This is a genomic window from Bradyrhizobium sp. USDA 4538, from assembly GCF_024171045.1.
Taxonomy (GTDB): Bacteria; Pseudomonadota; Alphaproteobacteria; order Rhizobiales; family Xanthobacteraceae; genus Bradyrhizobium; species Bradyrhizobium australafricanum.
This window is the reverse complement of record NZ_JALJZE010000001.1, coordinates 1,840,649-1,862,774: the sequence shown is the minus strand read 5'-3', so window position 1 is coordinate 1,862,774 and position 22,126 is coordinate 1,840,649. Positions and strand designations below refer to the sequence as shown.

The following is a 22,126-nucleotide window of genomic DNA, read 5'->3' as shown; positions in this document are numbered from 1 at the left end:
GCCGGCATTGTCGAACATCATCAAGGAATTGCGGAAGAGTACCGCACGCAAGAGCGCCGGCAGACGCGTCTTTCCCTGCATTCGAGATCTCTTGGCCGACCATGCGCAACATGCGCCGGAGCGCCACGCCATTCTGGCCCCGGAACGCCTCCCGATGACGTATGGTGCGCTGTGGACGCAGGCAAAGGCCGTGGTTTTCGGCTTGCGAAACGTCGGCGTGCGCCGAACTGACAGGGTCGCGGTGGTTTTGGCGGACGGACCAGAGGCTGCAGTAGCGGCGATCACCGTCGCAGCTGGCGCGGTTTGCGTACCTCTCAATCCCGGCTTCACCTGTGATGAATACCAGCGTTATTTCGGCGAATTGCACCTGGCGGCGCTCATGACGCACGCTGACTTGAATTCGGCCTGCCGACGCGCCGCCAGCATCCAGGGCGTGCCCGTGATCGACGCATCGATGCGGCCCGACCAGGCGGCCGGCGCGTTCAGTGTTGCCGATCGGGCGCCGCAAGGGCTGCCTGACGATGAGTTTGCGTCCAGCGCTGACGACGCATTCATCCTGATGACATCCGGCAGTACGTCGCGGCCCAAAACGGTTCCTCTGACCCATGCGAGCGTCTGCCTGTCAGCCGGCAATGTTGGCGCCGCCCTGGAGCTTGAGGCTCGCGACCGCTTGCTGAGTGTGCTGCCCCTCTTTCATGGGCATGGCTTGATCTCGGGACTTCTGGCCGCGCTTGCGGCGGGCTCCAGCGTAGTCTGTCCTGCCGGCTTCGATGCAAGAGCGTTCTTCGGCTGGCTGACGGAGTTTCAACCGACCTGGTACACGGCGGTACCGGCCATCCATCGCGCTATATTGGAGGCCGCGGATTGCCACAAGCAGGGTGCGCTGCGATCCTCCTTGCGGCTCGTTCGTTCGGCTTCGACCTCTTTGTCATCGGAGGTGCTCGAGCGACTGGAAGCGTTATTTGGTGTTCCCGTTATCGACACCTATGGCATGACGGAAGCCGCCACCCAAATCGCCGCAAATCCCTTGCAGCGGCGCAAGCGCGGTTCAGTCGGCCGGCCAGCCGGCCCCGAGATTGCGATACTGGACAGTGCAGGTCGCCGCTTGCCGTTCGGCAAACGTGGGGAGATCGCGCTGCGAGGCCCCACCATAACGAGAGGATACGATAATGACGCCGCCGCTACCGCGTCGGCCTTTCAGGGCAGCTGGTTCCGGACCGGCGACCTCGGATACCTCGACGCCGATCGGTATCTGTTCATCGTCGGTCGCATCAAGGAGATCATCCATAAGGGCGGGCAGAAGGTTGCCCCCGCCGAGGTAGAGGGCGCCTTGCTGAGCCACCCGGATGTGATCGAAGCCGCTGTTTTCGCTGTTCCCCATGAGCGACTAGGCGCGGACGTCGCCGCCGCTATCGTGCTGCGCCAGGACGCAAATGTGAGCCCGCACAGTCTGCGGGACTTTGCCCGATCGCGCCTTGCCGCCTTCAAGGTCCCGGGCCTCATCCTGATTGTGCCACAGATCCCGCAAGGTGCCGGCGGGAAGATCAAGCGCAACGAACTTGCGGCCCGCTTTTCAAAGACTTGCTTGTTGCAGGACGGCGGCGAGGCAGTCGCCCCCCGCTCGGAATTGGAGCGTCAACTGGCCGGCTTTTGGAAGGACATCCTGGGCATCGATCAGATCAGCGCTGACCAGGATGTCTTCGCGCTCGGGGTGGATTCACTTGCCATGACGCAGATGATTTTGCGTGTGGAAGAGCACTTCGGCACCACGCTGTCGATCGAGGATATCTTCAGTTCGCCTACCGTTGCGGCTCTTGGACTTCGTATCGCATCATCAAAAGATGGCGGCGGCCCGGTAGCGCGCAGGCACGATCCGCTTACGGAAATCACGCACGCTGATGCAGATGGCCCGCAGCCGGTGTCCATCGTTCAGGAGCGTATGCTGCGCATCGAGCGAAAACTGCCCGGATTACCACAGTTCAACCTGCCGTTCGCTTATCGATTGCAGGGCCAACTCAGCATTCCTGCGCTTGAGCGGAGCCTTGGTGAGCTCGTGCACCGGCACGACATGCTGCGCACGGCGTTTATCTGGCAAAGTGAGGTTCCTCTCGCTCACGTCGCGCCAGAGGTCGATGTCGGATCGATCCTCGTCGTAAAGGATTATGCAGACTTGGCGCACACCGCAGACGCACAGGCCAAGAAACTTGTGCTGGCAAGGGTGAAGTTGGAAGCTGAGCAGCGCTCGTTGGAACCGATCGACCTGAACGATGCGCCATTATTCCGGGCCTATGTCTTTCGGCTCGACGCCTGCGACCACGTTTTACTTCTGGTCATGCACGACATCATCATTGATGGCTGGTCGATGGCAATCTTCATGGAAGAGCTTTTGAAGATCTATGCCAGCTCGATTGCCGGCGCAAAGGCGCAGCTGCCCGAGCCATCGTTTCAATTTTCAGACTTCGTTCGCTGGCAGCGTTTGTGGTCCAGCACCGAGGAAGCAAACAGGCAGCTGGCTTACTGGACGCGGCACCTCGACAAAGCCTCACCTCCCTTTGTGACTCCGAAAGGCAGCGTAGCAGGAGAATTGAGCTCGCGCGTTCTCCAGGAACCATTTCAAATTTCGAACAATCTGCTGACGCGGCTGAACGCCATGAGCCGTGATCGGGGCGTAACTCTGTTCATGAGTTTGCTTGCCGGCTTCAAGACCCTGCTATTGCTCCGGAGCGAACGGAACGACATTTGCGTTGCGACCTTGATGGCCAATCGCTCTCAACTCAGGACAGAACGCGTGATCGGTCCATTCGCGAATACAGCGATCATCCGCACCCAACTTGATGCTGATCTAACCTTTATTGAAGCCCTTGATCGGGTGCGCAAGGCCGTCTTGGACGCTCATGCCAGACAAGAGCTCCCGTTCGATATCATTGCCGGCCGATTAGCGGAAGCAACCGGCTTGTGCCCAGCATCACTCGTTCAGGTCTATTTCGTTCTCCAGGTCGCGTTCCGCCGAGCGCTCCAGGCGCCCGATCTGACGGTTCTGCCATTCGGCTATCAGGAAGAACGCTCAGCCATGCCGATCGACCGCGCTTGGCTGTCGATGACCATCAAGGACACGCCGCTGGGAATGAGCGGCATATGCGGACGCAAAGAAGACTTGTTCGCGCCAAACACCATTCAGAACTGGATTGCCGATTACATCACAATTTTGGCCAATGCGGCCGCGCGCCCCAACAAGCAGCTTGGCCGATTGATTGATCCTTGAAACGATCAGGTCAGTCGCACCGAGCCGGTGAAAGAAAAGTGCAACGCTTTGTGCCGATGCCCTACCACGCGCAAGGCCACCCAAAATTCGTCCGATCCGAGTATCATCCAGCTTGATTATCCACTAGAAATTGTCGACAATTCAGCCGTGTATCGGACAAGGGATTGTCAAATCTAGTTTCTGCCACTTGGAGGCGGCGATGTGTAGATTTGCAGTGGATCTCATTGACTTCGAGAAATTGACCGCGGCGCAGAAGAAAGCACTCTTAAAGGACTTGCAGAAGCGCAGGGACGCCCTGCAAGCGCAGCTGGAGGGTGTCAATGAATCGCTAAAGGGTGTCAACCAAGCGCTCAAGACCGTCCAGAAAGGATCAAAGCGCCGTTAATGCCCGGGGCCATCAGCGCCCGACAAAACTGCAGTGGTCTGCTTGCTTCATTCATGCAGGGCTCCGTGGTCGGGGCGTCGGGCAGCGCTAAAACTTTGGCTTTCCGTTACGGAAAACGTGGTGGAGCGCTTGAGGAGTGAACGCGAAACGCAACTCATTTCGAGCCCAGTGTATTAAGCCCTAGTGACGTCATGCCGACCCCTTGGGACGGCAACGTCAAGATGAATTGGCAGCAGCTTTATGCATTGACGAGCGGCGATTATCTCTCATGGATCGTTCGTGCCTCGGCATCGACAGCATACAAGTTCGGATCCGACGTTTTGTCGTTTGCGCGCCTCTCGCCAGCTGGCAGAAAGTCTCGGAACATCAGGCGACCTCGTCCGCTGATATTGACGGCGGCGCAAAGATGCCGGTCCCACAGTCCTCCATCCCGCCGCCCGTGGGAAACCTATTGTGGAAGCCCGAGAAGAGGGAAGAACAATCGCAAGCCAAACTTGCCCGAAGGATGCCGGGCCGGCAAAAGGAGGTCGAAGCCGCAAACTGCAATCATGTAAATCTTGCGATTATTGACCCGCATTTCGGACGTGCTCATCGCACCTGCGAATCTTGCAGGCGCGACATCAAAGCAGGCAAATCTATACCTACGATATTGCAGATCTCCCGCGGTCTGGTAACGCCTGACGGACAGCAATGTTCGGAGCCCGATAGACACCTCCTGCTTCCGACAATAGACTCCTAATTAAAGACCGGTCAGATCCGATCAGGGCGAGCTTTTATGGCCGCAGACCGCGTGGAACGGCGACTGAGTGCTATTTTCGTGGCCGATGTGGCTGGCTACAGCCGCCTAATGGGTGCTGATGAGGAGGGCACGCACGCCCGGCTGAACGAGCATCTGTCCGCACTCATCTACCCCGAGATTGAAAAGCATGCCGGGCGCCTCATCAGAAGCGCCGGCGATGGAATCTTGGTGGAGTTCGCGAGCGTGGTTAGCGCGATGCGATGCGCCATCGCGATACAGCGTGGCATGATCACCCGAAACACCGATGTGCGAATGGAGCAAAGGATCGAGTTCCGCATCGGCATCAATGCCGGCGACATCATGATAGATGAGGGCGACATCTTCGGGGATGGGGTAAATGTCGCGGCTCGGCTCGAGGCGCTCTGCGAGCCGGGCGGCATCTGCGTGTCGAAACGCGTACGAGAGGATACGCAAGATAAGCTTGACGTCGAATTCGAGGATCGTGGCGAGCATCAACTGAAGAACATTGCCCGGCCGGTGCGGGTCTATCGCGTGTCATTCGGCAATGCTCCGCCGCGACCACCACTTACACTTCCCGAGAAGCCCTCGGTCGCTGTCCTGGCTTTTGAGAACATGAGTCGCGACCCGGAGCAAGAGTACTTCGCGGATGGAATCTCTGAAGACATTATCACCGAATTGTCTCGCTTCTCCGACTTGTTCGTAATCGCCCGCAATTCGAGCTTTCGATACAAGGGCAAAGCGGTTGATTTACGTCAGGTGGGTCAAGAGCTCGGCGTGCGCTACGTTCTGGAGGGCAGCGTTCGTCGGGGCAATGACCGGGTTCGGATCACGGCGCAATTGATTGATGCTGCAAGTGGCGTCCATCGCTGGGCCGAGCGGTATGATCAAAAGTTACAGGATGTATTTACGATCCAGGACGACGTCGCGCGGACGATCGCCGCAATTCTGGTCGCCCATGTGAACATGGCGGAAGCCGAACGTACCTTGCTCAAGCCGCCCGCGACTTGGCAGGCCTACGATCACTACATGCGTGCAGCTGCGGCTTGGATATCCTTCCAGTCCTCCTGGCAAATGGCAGAACTGTTGCGGACGCGAGGGCATCTCGCCGATTCGCTGGCCCTCGATCCGAACTATGCACGTTGCTATGCAATGCTGGCCAGCACTCACAGGGTGGCTTGGCTCAATCCCTTGAACGATGAATATTTGAGCCCCACTATCCTTGACCTGGCTATCAAATTGGCACGCACGGCGATTGCGCACAATCCGGGCTTGCCCGAAGCCTACGCTGAATTGGGCTACAACGTCATCCGCAAGCGTGACTTCGATGCAGCAACCGCCGCCGCCGAAAGAGCGCTGGCGCTAAACCCCAATTTCGCGGACTACCGCCTTGCGCAAATATTCTACTCGGTAGGGGACCCGGCCAGAGCTATTGCCATCGCCAAGTTGCAAATGCGCCTTGATCCATTCCATCCGCATTTTGCGCCGTTGATGGCTGGCGTAGCTCACTACCACCTCAAAGAGTATAACGATGCCCAACATTGGTTGGCTGAAGCGGTCGGACGGGCTCCCAATCACCAGTATGGCCACGCATTCCTGGCCGCGACATACGCTCAGCTGGGACGAACGGAAGATGCTCGTGCAGAGGCAAGCGAGGTTCTGCGCCTGAATCCAAGATACAGTATTGGCGGCACCCAGAAGCAAGTGTCCATTCTCAAACGCGCCGAAGACTTGGAGCACCTGGTTGACGGGCTACGAAAGGCCGGCCTTCCATTATAGTCGTTGGCGAATGGGTTGCGGCAAGCAGCCGCCATCTAGCGCCGTGGTCGCTCTGTCGCTCGCAGGTCTCCAACCGAATTCATTTGAGCTCCGGCCGGCCATTGCCAAATCCGCGGCAGAATCAGCCAAACCAACCAGGCGATCGAGCTCTTCGTGCGGCACATGAGGGCGGTTCTCGGCCTGTCCAACGAGAAGCGGGCCAACCGCCAGGATGTGCATTCGATCGGCCTGATGCCAACCGTCGCTTCCGACCAGTGTCGCGGCGGTCGTGGCGGTCAGGGATATTCTGCGAGCCGAAGCCCTAGAGCGGAGCTGAACGCAGGTAGACTTAGACTTTCATTTCGCTGGATCGAAGGCTTACCTCGAGAGATCATCGACACTTGATCGTACCATCCGCCAGTGCCCGCCTTATTTGTTCTGCCCGTTCCTTGGACAGCTTTTCGGCCAAGCTGTGGTCCCTTAAAAGCGCCGGCCCCTTGCGCTCCCGATCGTAAACCATCCAGCCGGAGGTCCCCATTCGAACGAGGAACCTAGACTGTTGCGGAGGTAATTCGTGGTTCAATAATTCCTCCTTCATTGCCTGCTACGTGCAAGTCGCGCCAGTGTCCCAGGGAAAGACGATACTCGTGTCAGGAAAATACGCTCCGCGCTTTATTCCTGAACCGAGACACTAAAATTCCCAGCAACGAACGTACTGCACGGCCCGTGCCACTGGCCGAGTCATATTCGATAGCGCGTTCGTGGTATCCCTGCAGATGGGCATGCAAACGCCTCGTGAAATTGATCACCTCTCCCGAGTCTAGCCGGCCCATGCATCCGGTGGCTGTGTCCTGTAGGCCGGCAGAACTGGTCCGGTGCTGACCGGATCGGCCCGGAAGAGTTGCCCGATCAGCTAGCCGAAGATTGTCGCTGCGATCCTCAATCCAGAGCGGCAGCAGGTCCGAAAAGCCTCGCCCTTCGCTCCCGCGAGCCTTGGTCTATGACTTGTCTCGTCATCAAGTGCGCGTGAGATGTGAGGCCGTTCACACGTGATGATTGCGAGATGACTTAGGCGGGCGTAGCAGCTTCGGTCTTGGAGACCATGATGTCATTAGTCAGCAACGAAAGCTGGTCGGGAACAGCTACAGCGTCGATGCTCGGCATTCTCATTGTCGTCGCGCTTGTCTTTGCACTCGTTGGTTATTTGGAGTGGTCCTCAAATGCCAATCTGAGCGAATTCATCAGCCGGACCGAGGTCGTGGCGGCTGCCTCAACTCCGATCCTACCGCTCAATGGACCAACAGCTTGCGAGCTCGGCAGGAGGTTGCCGGCGCTCTCCGTACCTCTCGAGTGAAGCCGTCGAGAAGATCGCGCAATCAATGGCCGAGACAGTACGCCGTCGCGCTTGAAGACAGCGTGGCGGCAATGCGCGATTGGAGGTCCACGGACGCGATTAAAGGCACAGGATATTATGGAGCCATAAATTTCGGATGGGCCATCGATTCTGATGCCGTCCGCCTTTAACAGCCTCACACACTGATCGCCGCCAGCCTTTCGCCATTTTTAGCCACGTGCGATCCGAGATTGCAATTTAATGTCTTTAACCAACCAGCCCGATTGGCGGTCTCCTCCTGAGGCCGACCATGATCCGAACCTTGGGGATCGCGGCGCTCGCGCTGCCGGGAGGGATCTCTGACCAACCACAAAAAGCTCTTCCGGCTCTATCGGGAAGAGAGGTTGACGGTGCGCCGCCGCGGTGGCCGCAAGCGGGCGATCGGGATCAGGCGCCGATGCTGGTTCCGATGACGCCGAACGACCCATGCGCTCGACTTTGTGTCGGATCAGCTGACCGACGGCCGCCGCCTCCGCAATGACCGTCGTCAATGATTGTACCCGTGAGTGCCTGGCGCTGGTGGCCATACCTCGCTCTCCGGCGTCCGTGTGGCGCGGGAACTGGACCGGCTGATGATCGAGCGCGGCAAGCGCAGGATGGTGGTCAGCGACTACGGCAGCGAACTCACCAGCAGCGCAATCGTGGTATGGGCCGATCAGAGCGGTGTCGAATGGCGGCACTACGTCGCGCCGGGCAAGCCCATGTAGAACGCCTTCATCCAGAGTGATAGACGGCCCCGCGGATGCAAGGGATTTCAGCGATACCGGTCGGGTGCGTTCATGTCCGGCCTGTTAGTGCGACCGAAGCCATGGCCGCTGGCCCTGATGGAGATCGCGGATCGAGGCCTCATCAACGGGTCGCGCTTGCTGCGCTTAAAGCTCTTCGGGCTTGCTCGATCCCCCAGCTCCGCCGCAGTCCATATGCTGTCATTTGCCCTCACACCATAAGGTGGCCAATATACGCGGAATGTCAGGCCGCGAGCTTAGGCCGATAGAATTCCCCGGTGGTCATCATCGCCCCAGGCGATCCGGGCCAACTGGTTGGCAACTGCGACAGCGACGACTATGGTCGCCGTCGTTCAAGCAGAGCTTCGATCCAGCCACGTCCGACCCGTGAGCGTGCCTTCGGATACTAAACGACGTTGCGAGCTCCGATGACAAGCAGGTGCTTGAGATAGGCGTCGCCCTGCTTTGTGATGCGGCCGAGCCGATCCTTCCCGCCGGCGGAATTCTGCTTAGGCGTCAGGCCAAGCCAGGCCGCAAACTCCCGCCCTGAGCGGAACATGGTTGGATCCGAAACGGTCGCGGCGATCGCTGTGGCCGTGATCGGGCCGATACCAGGGATTGACGAGAGCAACTTCGCCATCGGGGGCGTCCACGGGAGCTCCGGGAGCTCCCGCTCGATGGCTTCGACCTGCTGGTCCAATTCCTGTAGTTGAGTGACAAACCCAGGCAGTGCCATGCGGGCATTGGCTGGTAGAGTCAGTTCCTCGTCATCTAGCAGTGCCACCAGGCCATCCACCCTTTGCCGGCCTTGCCCAACAATGATCCCGAACTCAGCAAAGGGCGTTCGAATAGCGCAAGCCGCCATGGTGCGCTGCCGAACTAGTAGACCTCTCGCACGATGAAGCATCAGGAGGCCTTGGTTCTCGATGCTCTTGATCGGAACGAACGCATGTTGGGACGGGTGACCGCCTCGCAGACCGCGGCCGCGTCAGCCGCGTCGTTCTTAGCTCCCCGTCGCACATAAGGGTTGACGTAGGCCGTTCGTTTCCGAGAGATCCATGCTTTCTCCTGGCCAGAAAGAGCGAAGCCGAAGGATCCATTTCCTCAAGTATCCTCAAGCGTTTCGTCCTCGCTGTCGGTTTGAAGGATGGTTTGCGACAGGAGCACCGCGGCCCTTTGGAGTGGAGGAATGAACCGGTCAAGCTCTGCAAAGCTGACTCGCGCCGCGGGCACCGAGACGCCAAGACAGGCTATCAGCTCCCGGTCCGGAGAAACGATAGGGACCGCGCAGCCGACGACGCCTTTCACGTATTCCTCATTGGTCTTGGCCCACCCATGATGGCGCGTCTCCTCGAGAATCTTCAGAAGCGTCTCGCAATCGATGACGGTGTTATCAGTGTACTGGGTCAGAGCGAGTGAGCGGCATAACTTTTCACGCGCCCTCTTGGGTAATCGGCTCATGTAGATCTTTCCGGTCGAGGTGCAGTGAAGTGGAGCCGCCTCGCCGGGATTGAATTGAAGCCCCTGTGGTTGCGACACGCGTACACTGTCAACGTAAGTGACGAGGTTGTCGCGCACGACGCCGATCTCGCACTGTTCGCCGATCTCGCCAGCAACTGCGCGCAGCACCGCATGGCGCCGCGCCGTGCGAAAAGCCGCGCCGATGACTCTGGCGGACAGCATCACCAGCTGATTGCCTACCACGTAGCGCTTCGATCCAAGCGCTTTCTGAAGAAGGCCGCGTTCTTCCAGATTTCCGACAAGTCGATGCGCCGTCGGAACGGGTAACGAAAGGGCGTTCGCGATCTCAATGACCGAGACGGCCTTTGTCTGATTAGCGACATGGCCAACTATGGCGAACGCTCGGTCGAGGGGGCCAGCAGTCTTTTTTTGGTCGGCCAATCGCAATCTCCTTAGCCAACCAAATTATCATTTTTCGGAACTATTGCTACTGAAATATGAAAAATGGCTTGGACGAGGCGCTGGTTTGCTCATATCATTGGCGTCGCTGGTCGTTGATCGGTTTTTGTGCAATCCGCAGGCTCGGATTGGATGGCGATCAAGCCCAGGAAATTTGGGCAGTACGGGCGACGCGTTTGAAAGGGAGTGGGAATGTCTCGTCATTACGACGTGGAAGCTGTACGCAAGGAGTTCCCTGCAGCCGAAAGGATGGTCTACCTCGACTCCGGTTTTCAGGCGCCGCTCGCCCGTCCCGTAATGGCCGCCATCGAAACCTTTCTTCGTGAAGGCTTGGAGACCGCCGGACCGAAGAGCGTGTGGCTCGATCGCGTTGAGCAAACGCGTGCCAAAGTAGCCCGTTTCCTCGGGGTGTCGGCCGACGAAATTGCCTTCACGAAGAACACATCGGAAAGCATGAACATTGCGGCGAACGCGTTGCCTCTGCGGGCCGGTGATAGCGTTTTGATGATCCATGGCGATCATCCAAACAACACCTATGCTTTCCTCAATTTGAAGAAGAAGGGCGTCCGGATTGACTTCCTTCCCATGACGGATGTCGTAAATGCCGACGCTTTCCTTCCCCACATTGACGACACGACCCGCGCGATTTCGTTGTCGCACGTTACCTTCCACGCCGGACATCGCTTCGATATCGAGAGTATCGGCGCTCTCTGCGCGGACAAGAAGCTCTACTTCGTCGTCGACGTCATGCAGGCAATTGGGGTCGTTCCGATCGATGCGAAGGCCATCAAAGCAACCTTCGTGGGCTCCGGAAGTCACAAGGGATTGCTCGTCCCTCAAGGTCTCGGACTGCTCTATTGGGACCAGACGCAGAAGGAACTGGAGCCCGCCTATCTTGCCGCTGCCAGTTTGGCGGAGATTCCCCATGACCTTATCGCTCGTCCCGACCGCTTGGCGTCGTCTCCCACCGCGCGACGCTTCGAGTTAGGTAACTTCAACCTTCCTGCAATTCATGCGCTCGGAGCCTCGCTTGACATGATCGAGCAGATCGGGGTGAAGAACATTCAGAACCATTGCTTCGATTTAGGTAATCATCTGCTCGCCCAGCTTGACGAACTCGGCGTCGGTCTCATCGGTCCGCGTCAGCGGCAACATCGATCGCCTCACATCTACGTCGTCGGTCTTCCTGCGACAGAATGGCTCAGCTACTTCGAAGAGAATAGCGTGCGCGTTTCCCCCGAGCGTGACGGCATCCGTATATCGTTCGGCATGTTCAACACGATCGACGATGTGGATCGCTTAGTGCATCTCATTCGCCGACGGCTGCCAAAAAGTCATTCAAGGCTGCGTAGGAGCAGGCATGGGAGCAGTTGGAGGAAAAGCGCTGCCTGATCCAGCCAAAGCGCGAAGATAATGGCCTCTCGCTTGCCGATACGCTGAAGGAGAGGATCGTGCATTCAGCTGACGCGGTCGATTAGCACCGGCACAACGCGCACGATGAGCGACCATGCCGAGCGTGGTCGTCGTGCGCAACCCAATCGTGAGGTTCGCGATGTTCACAGTTCTTCTTGAAAAGACCGTGGATGGCCAGCGTTACATCGACTGGCTTGTTTCGGGTCTCGGTTGGACGTTGGCGCTTGCCTTATTCGGCTGGTGCATTGCATTCGCAATCGGAGTTATCGTCGGCATAGGTCGAACTGTGCAGAACCCCTTCTTCCGGGCCTTAGCTCGATTGTACGTTGAGATCTTCCGAAACATCCCCGTTCTCGTGCAGATGTTTCTCTGGTACTTCGTCCTGCCCGAGCTTCTTCCAACGACGATGGGCGACTGGATAAAGCAGATACCTCCGCCTTGGGGATCTTTCTTTCCGGCCTTGTGGTGTCTGGGCCTCTACACCGCCGCGCGCATCGCAGAACAGGTTCGTGCAGGCATCGAAGCCTTGCCCAATGGGCAAGGCGAAGCGGCCGCCGCACTCGGTCTAAGCGGTTATCTAACCTATCGCCATATCATCTTGCCGCAGGCACTTCGCCTTATCGTGCCAAGCCTGACAAGCGAGGTGATGGGCATCTACAAGAATACGTCCGTTGCTCTGACCATCGGCTTGATGGAGCTGACCGCTCAGGCGCGCCAAATCAGCGATGCTACGTTCCAAACCTTCACAGCATTCGGTGCCGCCACACTCATCTATCTTGCTTTGGCTTTGATCGCCTACCAGACGATGATGCTCATCGACAAAGCGGTGCGCATTCCCGGTACCGCACCGGGCAGGGAAGCCGTCAGGTCAGATTTTGACGATATGAAGCTGGAAAGCCCCCTGCCTGGCAGTATGGAGGTCGTGAAATGAGCAGCCTCGATTTCTCGATCATCATGCAGGCATGGCCTTATCTATGGTCAGGATTGCTGTTCTCGCTTTCCTTGACGGCAGCCGCCTTCGTGGTTGGGATGTGTCTTGGAACGCTCTTCGCCCTCGTGCAGCACTTTAAGCTCCGCATTCTGAGCCAGCTCGTCCGTAGCTATGTCGCCCTGATGCGATCGATTCCGCTCATTCTAGTCCTGTTTTGGTTCTTCTTCTTGGTGCCCATCGTTCTGGGGCACCTGTCAGGCAACGGTCGCCCGGTTCCAGTCGGTGCCACCTATACAGCGTTCATCACGTTCGGCCTGTTCGAAGCCGCCTACTATTCGGAAATCATCCGTGTCGGATTGCGCGCAGTGAACAAAGGACAATTCGAGGCTTGCCAGGCGCTCGCCCTGTCGACATTCGATACGTACCGTCATGTCGTCCTTCCGCAGGTGTTTCGGGTCGCAAGCCCGATCGTACTGAGTCAGACCATTATCCTGTTTCAGGATACGTCTCTTGTTTACGTTCTATCGCTCACTGATCTCCTTGGTGCGGCTTCGAAGCTTGCACAGCTCAATGGTCGTCTCGTCGAGATGTACCTCGCAGTGGCCGTTGTTTATCTCATCATAAGCTGCGCCGCGTCCCAATTCGTCGCCTCGCTCCGAAAGAAGTACGCGATCGCGGGCGCCCGCCGCTAATCAATCATAATCCGATGGCCCGTCATTCCCTGAGGCTACAACCTGGAGATCAGCATGCAGCAAGAGCGCACAGTTAGCCCAGCTGACCCGTTCCCGATGGTTGTCGTCGAGCACCTCGTCAAGCGGTTCGGCAGCTTCAATGCCCTGAGCGACCTCAACCTCAAAGTCGCAAAAGGAGAAAAGATTGTACTCTGCGGACCATCGGGTTCCGGGAAATCGACTCTCATCCGCTGCATCAATCATATCGAAAAGCACGATTCCGGACGTATAGTCGTCGATGGGATCGAACTGACAGGCCGGATTTGCGACATCAACAACGTTCGCTCTGAAGTCGGCATGGTCTTTCAGAGCTTTAACCTGTTTCCGCATCTCTCAGTGCTCGAAAATTGCATGCTGGCTCCGATGAAGGTCAGGGGCCTTGCTCAGCCTGAGGCGCATGAACGGTCGATGGCGCTGTTGAGGAAAGTCAGGATCCATGATCAGGCTAACAAATATCCCGCGCAGTTGTCGGGCGGCCAGCAGCAACGTGTCGCGATAGCCCGTGCCCTGTGCATGCAGCCCAAGATCATGCTCTTCGACGAGCCGACCTCTGCCCTCGATCCGGAAATGGTGAAGGAGGTGCTCGAAACCATAATTGAGCTCGCGCAGGATGGGATGACGATGGTCTGCGTCACGCACGAAATGGGTTTTGCGCGCGAAGTTGCGGATCGAGTGGTCTTCATGGATCGCGGCTCAATCGTGGAAGAGGGCGATCCGAATACCTTCTTTCGCGCGCCGAACACGGAACGTGCGAAGGCGTTCCTCAGTCAGATCATTCACTAGGCGAGTCTCATCGAACAAAGGAATTTCCATGTCCAGAGTGTTTGCACTGCGTTCCGCGACTGCGATCATCGTGCTTTCCGTCTCCGCGGCCCAGGCGGGGCCAACGCTCGACAGCATCAAGTCGAAAAAGGCGATCACCATTGGCTATCGCGAAGCGTCGATCCCCTTTTCCTACCTCGGCGGGGACCAGAAGCCCGTCGGTTTTTCCCTGGATCTGTGTGCGCACGTCGTCGATCGACTGAAGGCCGATCTCGGCACACCAGACCTTCAGATCAAGCTCACGCCGGTCAATTCGTCCAACCGTATCCCGCTTATCCAGAACGGCACAATCGATATTGAGTGCGGCGGCACGGCCAGTAGCAAGCAGCGTTTGGAACAGGTCTCATTCAGTGTTGCAACCTTCGCCAGCCAAACGGCTTGGCTCGCAAAGGTGTCGAGCGGGCTCAAGACGCCTAAAGATCTGAAAGGGAAGACCGTCGTTGTAACTCAGGGGTCCGATGCTCTCGGCATTGCCAAAGGCATTTCGCAGGATGACGGTCTCAACCTTACTATCGCGCAAGCCAAAGACCATGCCGAATCATTGCTATTACTGACCACCGGCCGTGCGGCGGCATGGGTGGAGGCCGACATTCTATTGGCCGGTATGAAGGCGGATTATTCGAACCCCGCTGACCTCGCCTTTCTAAAAGCCAACTACGGTACGATCTATTATTATGGTCTGATGTTCTCGAAAGATGATCCCGACTTTAAGAAGGTGGTCGACGACGTTCTCTCTAAGCTCATGGCTTCCGGCGAGTTCACGAAGATCTACGACAAATGGTTCATGGCTACGATCCCGCCAAAGAACATCAATCTCAACTTCCCCATGACCGACGCTCTCAAAGAGCGCGTTGCTCATCCTAGTGACGTCGTAAATAATTGATCTGACCAGCCGCGACCCTGAGGGCGCCGCCGGCCGACATCAGACGTACAGCGTGGTCTAACGCGAGCGACGATCGCGAATGCGAACCCAAGCGACTGTCTTTACCTAAAAGGAGGCCAAGATGAGTAGAGCTGCGATTGGCTGGGAGACAATGACGGACTCCGATCGACAAGTCGCACAATGGGTCGAGGAGACGCCGTTTGTCGATACCCACGAACATCTGATCGAGGAAAGCCAGCGCCTTTCCGGAGCAATCCATCCACGAACATTGCCATGCAACGACTGGGCCTATCTATTCAGATCCTATGCTGCCGAGGATCTGGTAGTTGCAGGGCTGCCAGCGACCGACCTACGAGCGTTTCTGGGGCCGGACCTTACGAGCCAGGAAAAATATCGGTTGATCGCGCCCTATTGGGAACGTATCCGCCACACCGGCTACGCCCAGGCGCTGCGCCATACGTTTCGTGGCATTTACGGTGAAGAGGACCTGACCGCCGAAAGCCTGCCCCGCATCGCCGAGAAATACCGTGAAACTGTTCAGCCAGGTTTTTACGCACGGATTCTGGAGCTGGCAAACATCAAAGGCTGTCACGTCAATTCGCTCCAGCGCATCTTTATGGAGACCGAGCAGCCAGGGCTGCTCGACCACGACATAAGCATTCTTCAATTGTGCCGGTGTAGTGCTGCTGACTTTGCGTGGGTGGAAGCCGAAACGGGCAGACGCCCGACCACGCTCGATGAATGGCTCGAGGTTATTGACTTTTATTTTGCAACATACGGCGCCAAAGCCGTGGCTGTAAAATCGCAAATTGCCTATTCGCGTGCTCTCGATTTCGAGCCGGTCACCAAAGCGCATGCCGCAAGACTATTCCCCCACCATGCCGACAGAATAGGCGCTTTGCACGCCCTGGGTCCTGAGGACCTCAAGGCGCTGCAAGACTATCTGTTCCGCTATTGCGTCGGCAAGGCTGGCGAGTACGGCTTGCCCGTCAAACTGCATACCGGCGTTTTGGCTGGCTACGGCGTGATGCAACTCGCCCGTACTCGCAGCAATGCCGCTGACGTCTGCCGTCTGCTGCAGGACTTTCCCGAAACCCGATTCGTGCTCATGCATATTGGCTACCCATATGAGCACGAGTTTATTGCATTGGCCAAACATTATCCTAACGCGGCGATTGACATGTGCTGGGCATGGATCATCAATCCGGTGGCGGGCGTTCGCTTCTTGAAGGAGTTTTTGATGGCGGTTCCGTCCAACAAGATCTTCACCTTCGGCGGCGACTATGTCGCTGTCGAGCCAATTTATGGCCATGCGTGCGTTGCGCGCCGTGGAATCGCACGAGCTCTCTCGCAATTGGTCGCCGAAGGCTGGATCGCGCTCGAGGACGCCCGCGGCCTCATTGACCGGATCATGCGCGGCAACGCGCTTCAGTTCTTTCAGGATGCGCATAGGGAGGATACGACGCAGCGGTGAGCGGCGGACAACCGCTCTTGAAAGTTCGTGGACGTCCCCGACCGTCAATGATGCGACGGTGGTGGGCGCGCCCAGCGCATCGAGTATGATTAAGCGGCCAGAGCCGCTTTCCCGTGATTGGCGCCTTGATGCACGGACAGTCAGGTAAGCAAAGAAGGCGGAGTCGACACCCATCGATCATGAGCGGCGACCCCTTGAAGCCCTGCCGGTCAAGCGCCGCGACCAGCTAATTGATGGCGAGTCCGTCAACCTCGAAACTTGGTCTGCCCGCTCCATCCTGACGAACTAAGAGCGGCAGTGCTCGAAGCTTTCGCAGCCCACTTCACGAACGGCATCGGCAGCAAGGGGAGTCCTGCATTTACATAGGAAGCAATTCGAGTTGGAGCGGAAATGCGGCCGGAATAGCTACGAGCGCCCACAAGCCGGCGCCTTATGATGAAGATTGCACGCCCGCAGCCAGTAGTTGCACGCGATTGACCCGTAAAGGGTGCGCGGAAAATCATCTATGTCCTCGTGCCATTGGACGCTTCTCTTCGCCCACGCATTGGATTTGGCGGTGAAGTTCACCTCAGGGCTGGAGCTGTTGTGAAATGCAATATGATCGGATAGGCGGTCGCATCCTCGAAATAGTGCAAAAGAACAATCGTCTGACGTCCGAGGTGATCGGCGAAACAGCGGGTATTCCGCAACCGCGTGTCAACGCCGATTGAAGAGGCTGCGCTCGGATGGCCGTCATCGAGGCCGATATCTCGATCGTTTCGCCGAAGGCCGTTGGAAGACCCGTCCAAATGCTTGTACTGGTGACAATCGAGCGGGGCCGTTTTGATATCATTGATAGGTTTAAGAAGGCGTCAAATCGGCCAGCTGAAGTCGTCAATGGCTTTTACGTCACCGGTGATGCTGACTTTATTCTATACGCTACCGCCGCCACGAAACCGGCGCCATGCTGGTCACATCGAACCGCAGCGTTGCCGAATGAGGCACCGTGTTCGCTGATCCGAGGTTGCTGTCGACTCTGGAGCTGCTCTTGCACCACAGCGACGTGATCAATATCCGCTGCAAACGGCTGCTGGCTGTGCGCCAAGCGAAAGAGCGGCCTCATTGGGGCCGGCCACTGATGGCAGTCCGCTGGCTCTGCCTCCCTCCGTCGCGTCAGCGGCGTGGCATTTCCAGAACCAAACAATTCGGAGAACGTCTTGCCAACTTGTGGCGGAAGAGGGAGAACAGCGCCTGCTACCAAATGATCCGCGGAGCCGAACTCACGCAGCGCGAGATAGCTCAGAAACTCGGCCGCACCGCTACCGCTGTTGGCTCGTGTTTTCTTGGCACGTCAGCGAATGCTCAGAAATCCACTTTGTCGCGTCATGCTCCGTGACAAACCCCTTGATGACTTCGGTTTCGCCGTCGGCCCACAGAATATCGATCCTCCAGCCGGAGCCGGGGTTTTTACAAGCCATGAAAGCTGGTCGTTGCTCGATCATTGCGTGACTATGCGCCGAGGGGGGCCAGGTTCAATCAGTAATCCTGCCTTACTTCGCTCTTTTTGGGCTTTCCCGGGCCTGTCGGCGCCGCTTTCCTGCTCGGCTGCTCTTCAAACAGCTGGCGGATCCGATTGATCCCCTTCATCGGCGGCAGCAAGAATATCCGCAGCGCTGAGCGAGGAGGCGCGCCTCTAGCTGTCCGATCGCAGGCTTGTCGCATGCATGCACTACGTGGCCTTTTGGGACCGCACTCGACCTGCCTCGGGGCGTCATCCCTCGATAATTAGGTGGCCGAGGAACGCATTGCAGGCACGTTCAGCTTCAGCGAATGCTCCGAAGGGCGATCCGGGAACCTGAGCCGCGGGCTTATTCAGAAAGTCTGGGCGATATGACGCAACAAAGCCCGGTTCTCCACGCAAGCCAGGTCCGCTTCGGCTCTCGTTGCTGATAACGAAATGGGTTCATTTCCGGTTCCGCGGTATCGCACCTTCTGTGAATTCCTCGGATCTTGACGAGGGGTCGCTTACGGCTGGCGAGCTCACCTTAAACTGGCGGCACCGTCGGCAGATTGCTGATTGCATCGCTGGCGCATTCGCCTTGGCTTTCGCCGCACTGCCACTGGAAGGGGCGATGACCAGCCGGCGGATTGCTCCGGCGCGGCCGAGCAAGTCGGCTTGGTTGCGCGCGCCGATAGTCGAGATTTTGTGGTGCATCATGGACCATGCGCGCTGTAACAGCCTCGCTCTCTATAGGCGGATGCGCGCCCCAATTTTTACGCCATGTGTTCTCGAGGGCATGAATTTTGATGTCATTGAAAAGACAAGCCGAGCAACTGCTTAGGACACTGGCTCGGCTCTAACCCGGACCATTAGGACGCTGATCGAAATCGCCAGGTCTAAGTCCAACGACAGGCATACCCCGGCAGCACTTCTCCGACTTGGTGGCGCGGTAGCCCGTTACTTCTTCTGCGGCTGGCGCATCTTCAATCTTCGCACCGTGGCCGGCTGCATCAGCTGCGTGCGGCGCAGCTGATGTGAGAGACCGATCTGATCGGAGACGAAAAAAGCGTGTCCGAGCGCCACGGAAATTTCCTACACTGCCTATGATCCCAGCAGAGGACGCCAAGCTTTGAGGTGCTGCGGCATGTATCCTCTTAGCGCTCGAGCGTCGCGCCAGTATCGGTGAGCGGTAAAAGGCTCGTTAGTGCGCGCCAAAGTCGCTCGTGGGGCACCCAATGGCCGAACCGGGCTGCCTCAAACGGCTAGTGCATCAAGCACCCACTGCTTCTCGAGCGGGGTAAGCCGATCGCGGCTGCTGCGCGCCTCCTGGATCAATCGCCGACGCAAACTGTCGATCGTATCGTTGCGCGCAAGGAAGCGCTCCGATATCTGTACCGGTACTCCCTGTTCGTCGAGGTTCTTGAGGACTTCCATTCGAAACCAGCGAGGCATCTCGGCAACAAACAGGCCGTAATTGGTTTTCGGCTGAATACGCTTGGCAAAGAGCTCAATCACCGAGAACAGTTGCGGCAACCCGTATTCGCAGGAGCGGAGAAAACGGAAAACGTTGTCCTGGCCGCGCGGGGCGCCACGATATGAGCTGCTGTGCCAGCGAAAGAACCCCCGCAACGTCCCGTGAGTACGCAAGTTTGTCAAATAGACAGCGAGCTGTGCCGCACTGCGAACACCAAATTCGTTCGCGTTCCGAACGCCGCAAATGATTCGACATACGGCGAGAATGTCATCGTATTTTGGTGATCCGCTCCAGTGCACGCGGGCCCCTTGACGCGACGCAATCTGGGTTTGCTGTTTGAGGGCTGCCGCATCTTCGAGGCCGACGGATGACGCAAGACGGAGCTCATCAGACGACAGTCCCATCGTGCGGGCGAGTTCCGCGACACGGTCGCTTATGGCAGGGGAGCTGTCCTCGTCGGAGATGTGAACGACGAGTTCGTCAGGTGCCTGGTCAAGATCGCCGAAGAGCGGGGGTTCAACCTCGATGGCTTCCTGGTCCGGTGGCGCGTGGAAAAGATACACGGCGCCGACGTGATGCTGACCGAGCCTGCCGGCGCGGCCGCGAATGTTCGAGAAGGTAAAAAAGTCGTAGTCCTTTCGGGCGATTTGCTTGTCGTAGATGAGCACGGACTTCGCCGCTGTATTCACTCCCTCGATCAGTGTCGAGGTGCAGATCAGGATCGGTAACTCGCCGCGGTTGAACATTCGAACGAATTGAGAGGCCAATGACCGCGGTATACGTCCATGGTGCACGGCTACGCCGGCGGCAACAGCTTCGCTCAGCTCCCAGCCCTCGCCAAAATTGTCGTCGATCCATGCCGACATGTCGCCAAGCTTTGCGAAACTGCTCTCTTGCGTGAGCGTGGTCGCAAGCTGATTTGCGCGGTCGGGCGAGGAAATGAAGACAAGCGATGGCCAATTGCTTGAGCTCTTGAGCTCCGCTGTCAAGCGCTCTTCCTTGTTCTTGATCCGGGTCAGATCGAACGTATCGACCGCGACCGTTGAGAAGCGCGTATGGAGGAACTCGAACTTCCAGCGGTTATCTGCCGAGTAGCGAACCGTCTCGATGTTGGGGCCGAGAAAGAAGAACTGCTTGGAGCGTCGCAAGAGTTGATAAACCGCTGCGTTCAATGTCGAGCTGCGGTCGTCCTGGCGGGTCGGGTCGAGCTTGTAGAACTCGTCCACGACTGCCAGATCGATTGTGCCCAAATCCTTGCGGTTGATCAGACGTTCCTGCGTGCCGAGGAAAATTACGCTTCCATCGGCAGGAGCCTCTTGCGAGTGATACATGATCAATGCGAACTTGCCGCCAAATCGTCGCTCTATTCTTCGGCGGAATTCGTCAAGCAGGGCGATGGTCGGGAGAACGATGGCGACCCGCTTATAGCGGCCGGTGGCGAGAAGAGCGTCAATCAACAGGCTCTTTCCAAAGCTCGTCGGCGCACTCAAGACGAGGTTGTTACCCGATAGAAGCGTGTTTAATGCCGCTATCTGTTCTCTATGGAACGTGATTCCATCCAGTTCATCGGAAGTGACTGCGTCCGCAACTGCCGCATCGCGGTAGTCCGCGGCGTCCTTGTCGATGTAGTTCCATAGTCCCACGGCGCGGGCCAAGGCGCTGAAGACCTCGCGGTAGGAAGCCAGCTCCGGCCTTGTTTCCAGGAGGTTCGCAAGGCGAGGGACCACGGTGAGAACACCGGGATCGTCGACATCAAGTGTTTGAATGTCCCGAGCGGTTTCCTGAAGGATGGAAAATACACGCTCCTTGAGCGCAGAACCGTGAAGGCCCTCGATCTCGTGCCACTGCTGTGGGGTAACTGTCATTGCAGCCCCTTCAACTTGTCATCGAATGCGGTGACAAAGCCATCCTTGTCGGCTAGCGGCACGTACAGCAGAACCATGCGTATGCTTTTGGTCAGCCCGGACCTGGCAAGTCGCGCGCTAATCGCCTCGAATTCCTTTTCGAGCGCGGCCTTATAGGCGTCGGTGATTTGCGTTGCACCGGCGCATGCCTTGCTGTTGGAGAGAATGCCGATGACGAACACTCCGCACGAAATGAATTTGTCGAGGCTCGTTTGAGGCTCGAAGAGCTCCATCAACTCATCGTACCGCGGCGTGGTTTTTGGTATTTGAGGCCCGAGAAGAAGCTTTTGCTCCTTCAGAAATCCTTGCTCCAGATGTTCCGTCACCGACTTCAGAGCCTCGGTGATGGCGTCCATGGTGTCCAAATATAGCTTTGACTCGCCGAGCCAAAGTTCAACCCCGCCGGCTTGAGGAAAGCGGGCGTGCACCATGTCGAATGCCTTCACCACGTCATTCGAGGCGCTCTTGTAAAAAACGCGGTTCGAAATTGGCGTGGTATTAAAATACTCACGGCAAATCGCGTGAAGCGCGATTTCGCCGGCTTCACCGCGCCTTGCGTACTTTTCGCTTGTGTAGACCCGAACAGCCGCCTGCTTCAGCTTCACATACATATTGGCATGCGTGATCGCGAGCTCATCTTCAGGCAAGGCATATTCGGGAAGCCACTCGAGCAGATGCTCCGCGAATGGAGTGCAGCGCCAGGCCTTCAGCTCGAAACCCGCACAACAGATGGCGTCGACGGGATTTGCGCCATCAAGAAAATAAAGCCTTTCGAGAAAGCGCTTGGGTTTAAAATTATATGCAGTCAAACCAA

At 57.6% G+C, this 22,126-nt stretch carries 15 protein-coding genes and 1 pseudogene; 11 read left to right on the top strand and 5 right to left on the bottom strand.

Annotated features, from left to right (window positions below; all coding sequences use genetic code 11):
* The first annotated feature begins 7 nt into the window (after positions 1-7).
* The 4 genes and pseudogenes from J2R78_RS08085 to J2R78_RS08070 all read left to right on the top strand — a co-directional run.
* A complete protein-coding gene (locus J2R78_RS08085; protein ID WP_253603765.1) occupies positions 8-3,262 on the top strand; it encodes an AMP-binding protein in 3,255 nt (1,084 codons plus the stop codon).
* Between the two features lie 1,160 nt (positions 3,263-4,422).
* Positions 4,423-6,183, top strand: a complete 1,761-nt coding sequence (locus J2R78_RS08080; protein ID WP_253603763.1) for an adenylate/guanylate cyclase domain-containing protein — start codon at positions 4,423-4,425, stop codon at positions 6,181-6,183.
* A 1,084-nt stretch (positions 6,184-7,267) separates the two neighbouring features.
* A complete protein-coding gene (locus J2R78_RS08075) occupies positions 7,268-7,516 on the top strand; it encodes a hypothetical protein (protein WP_253636000.1) in 249 nt (82 codons plus the stop codon).
* A gap of 326 nt (positions 7,517-7,842) precedes the next feature.
* A pseudogene (locus J2R78_RS08070) lies at positions 7,843-8,259 on the top strand (DDE-type integrase/transposase/recombinase); the annotation flags it as partial.
* Between the two features lie 427 nt (positions 8,260-8,686).
* Here the strand turns inward: J2R78_RS08070 and J2R78_RS08065 are convergent.
* Both J2R78_RS08065 and J2R78_RS08060 read right to left on the bottom strand, forming a co-directional pair.
* Positions 8,687-9,187 (bottom strand): transposase, encoded by a 501-nt coding sequence (locus tag J2R78_RS08065; RefSeq protein WP_253603759.1) that lies wholly within the window; start codon positions 9,185-9,187, stop codon positions 8,687-8,689.
* A 197-nt stretch (positions 9,188-9,384) separates the two neighbouring features.
* The gene (locus J2R78_RS08060; RefSeq protein ID WP_069276422.1) at positions 9,385-10,182 is read right to left on the bottom strand and encodes an IclR family transcriptional regulator; all 798 of its coding nucleotides are present in this window, start codon (positions 10,180-10,182) and stop codon (positions 9,385-9,387) included.
* A gap of 210 nt (positions 10,183-10,392) precedes the next feature.
* Between J2R78_RS08060 and J2R78_RS08055 the strand changes: the two genes are divergently transcribed.
* The 7 genes from J2R78_RS08055 to J2R78_RS45295 all read left to right on the top strand — a co-directional run bounded on the left by J2R78_RS08055 (position 10,393) and on the right by J2R78_RS45295 (position 17,164).
* Positions 10,393-11,592: an aminotransferase class V-fold PLP-dependent enzyme gene (locus J2R78_RS08055; protein WP_253603757.1), complete on the top strand. Its 1,200-nt coding sequence runs from the start codon at positions 10,393-10,395 to the stop codon at positions 11,590-11,592.
* A gap of 160 nt (positions 11,593-11,752) precedes the next feature.
* A complete protein-coding gene (locus J2R78_RS08050) occupies positions 11,753-12,544 on the top strand; it encodes an amino acid ABC transporter permease (protein WP_092089606.1) in 792 nt (263 codons plus the stop codon).
* The gene (locus J2R78_RS08045; RefSeq protein ID WP_253603755.1) at positions 12,541-13,236 is read left to right on the top strand and encodes an amino acid ABC transporter permease; all 696 of its coding nucleotides are present in this window, start codon (positions 12,541-12,543) and stop codon (positions 13,234-13,236) included. The genes J2R78_RS08050 and J2R78_RS08045 overlap by 4 nt, the downstream gene beginning before the upstream one ends.
* Before the next feature lie 54 nt (positions 13,237-13,290).
* A complete protein-coding gene (locus J2R78_RS08040) occupies positions 13,291-14,058 on the top strand; it encodes an amino acid ABC transporter ATP-binding protein (protein WP_069276425.1) in 768 nt (255 codons plus the stop codon).
* A 28-nt stretch (positions 14,059-14,086) separates the two neighbouring features.
* Complete coding sequence (locus tag J2R78_RS08035) at positions 14,087-14,980, top strand: amino acid ABC transporter substrate-binding protein (protein WP_092089599.1); 894 nt, start codon at positions 14,087-14,089, stop codon at positions 14,978-14,980.
* 121 nt (positions 14,981-15,101) lie between these two features.
* Complete coding sequence (locus J2R78_RS08030; protein WP_081334905.1) at positions 15,102-16,454, top strand: amidohydrolase family protein; 1,353 nt, start codon at positions 15,102-15,104, stop codon at positions 16,452-16,454.
* 590 nt (positions 16,455-17,044) lie between these two features.
* The gene (locus tag J2R78_RS45295; protein ID WP_375166999.1) at positions 17,045-17,164 is read left to right on the top strand and encodes a winged helix-turn-helix transcriptional regulator; all 120 of its coding nucleotides are present in this window, start codon (positions 17,045-17,047) and stop codon (positions 17,162-17,164) included.
* A gap of 1,727 nt (positions 17,165-18,891) precedes the next feature.
* Here the strand turns inward: J2R78_RS45295 and J2R78_RS44710 are convergent.
* The 3 genes from J2R78_RS44710 to J2R78_RS08015 form a co-directional block, all read right to left on the bottom strand.
* Positions 18,892-19,017, bottom strand: coding sequence for a hypothetical protein (locus J2R78_RS44710; RefSeq protein WP_256558537.1), 126 nt, complete (start codon positions 19,015-19,017; stop codon positions 18,892-18,894).
* Positions 19,018-19,188: 171 nt separating this feature from the next.
* Positions 19,189-21,273, bottom strand: a complete 2,085-nt coding sequence (locus J2R78_RS08020; RefSeq protein ID WP_253603753.1) for a DEAD/DEAH box helicase — start codon at positions 21,271-21,273, stop codon at positions 19,189-19,191.
* Positions 21,270-22,121 (bottom strand): DUF1837 domain-containing protein, encoded by an 852-nt coding sequence (locus tag J2R78_RS08015; RefSeq protein WP_069276431.1) that lies wholly within the window; start codon positions 22,119-22,121, stop codon positions 21,270-21,272. The genes J2R78_RS08020 and J2R78_RS08015 overlap by 4 nt, the downstream gene beginning before the upstream one ends.
* Positions 22,122-22,126 lie beyond the last annotated feature (5 nt).

What these genes read in the sequence shown, in the direction of transcription:
- J2R78_RS08055 (WP_253603757.1), top strand. Translation starts at nt 10,393, where the DNA reads ATGTCTCGTCATTACGACGTGGAAGCTGTACGCAAGGAGTTCCCTGCA.
- J2R78_RS08030 (WP_081334905.1), top strand. Translation starts at nt 15,102, where the DNA reads ATGAGTAGAGCTGCGATTGGCTGGGAGACAATGACGGACTCCGATCGA.
- J2R78_RS08020 (WP_253603753.1), bottom strand. Translation starts at nt 21,273, where the DNA reads ATGACAGTTACCCCACAGCAGTGGCACGAGATCGAGGGCCTTCACGGT.
- J2R78_RS08040 (WP_069276425.1), top strand. Translation starts at nt 13,291, where the DNA reads ATGCAGCAAGAGCGCACAGTTAGCCCAGCTGACCCGTTCCCGATGGTT.
- J2R78_RS08045 (WP_253603755.1), top strand. Translation starts at nt 12,541, where the DNA reads ATGAGCAGCCTCGATTTCTCGATCATCATGCAGGCATGGCCTTATCTA.
- J2R78_RS08080 (WP_253603763.1), top strand. Translation starts at nt 4,423, where the DNA reads ATGGCCGCAGACCGCGTGGAACGGCGACTGAGTGCTATTTTCGTGGCC.
- J2R78_RS08035 (WP_092089599.1), top strand. Translation starts at nt 14,087, where the DNA reads ATGTCCAGAGTGTTTGCACTGCGTTCCGCGACTGCGATCATCGTGCTT.
- J2R78_RS08050 (WP_092089606.1), top strand. Translation starts at nt 11,753, where the DNA reads ATGTTCACAGTTCTTCTTGAAAAGACCGTGGATGGCCAGCGTTACATC.
- J2R78_RS45295 (WP_375166999.1), top strand. Translation starts at nt 17,045, where the DNA reads ATGCAATATGATCGGATAGGCGGTCGCATCCTCGAAATAGTGCAAAAG.
- J2R78_RS08065 (WP_253603759.1), bottom strand. Translation starts at nt 9,187, where the DNA reads ATGCTTCATCGTGCGAGAGGTCTACTAGTTCGGCAGCGCACCATGGCG.
- J2R78_RS08075 (WP_253636000.1), top strand. Translation starts at nt 7,268, where the DNA reads ATGTCATTAGTCAGCAACGAAAGCTGGTCGGGAACAGCTACAGCGTCG.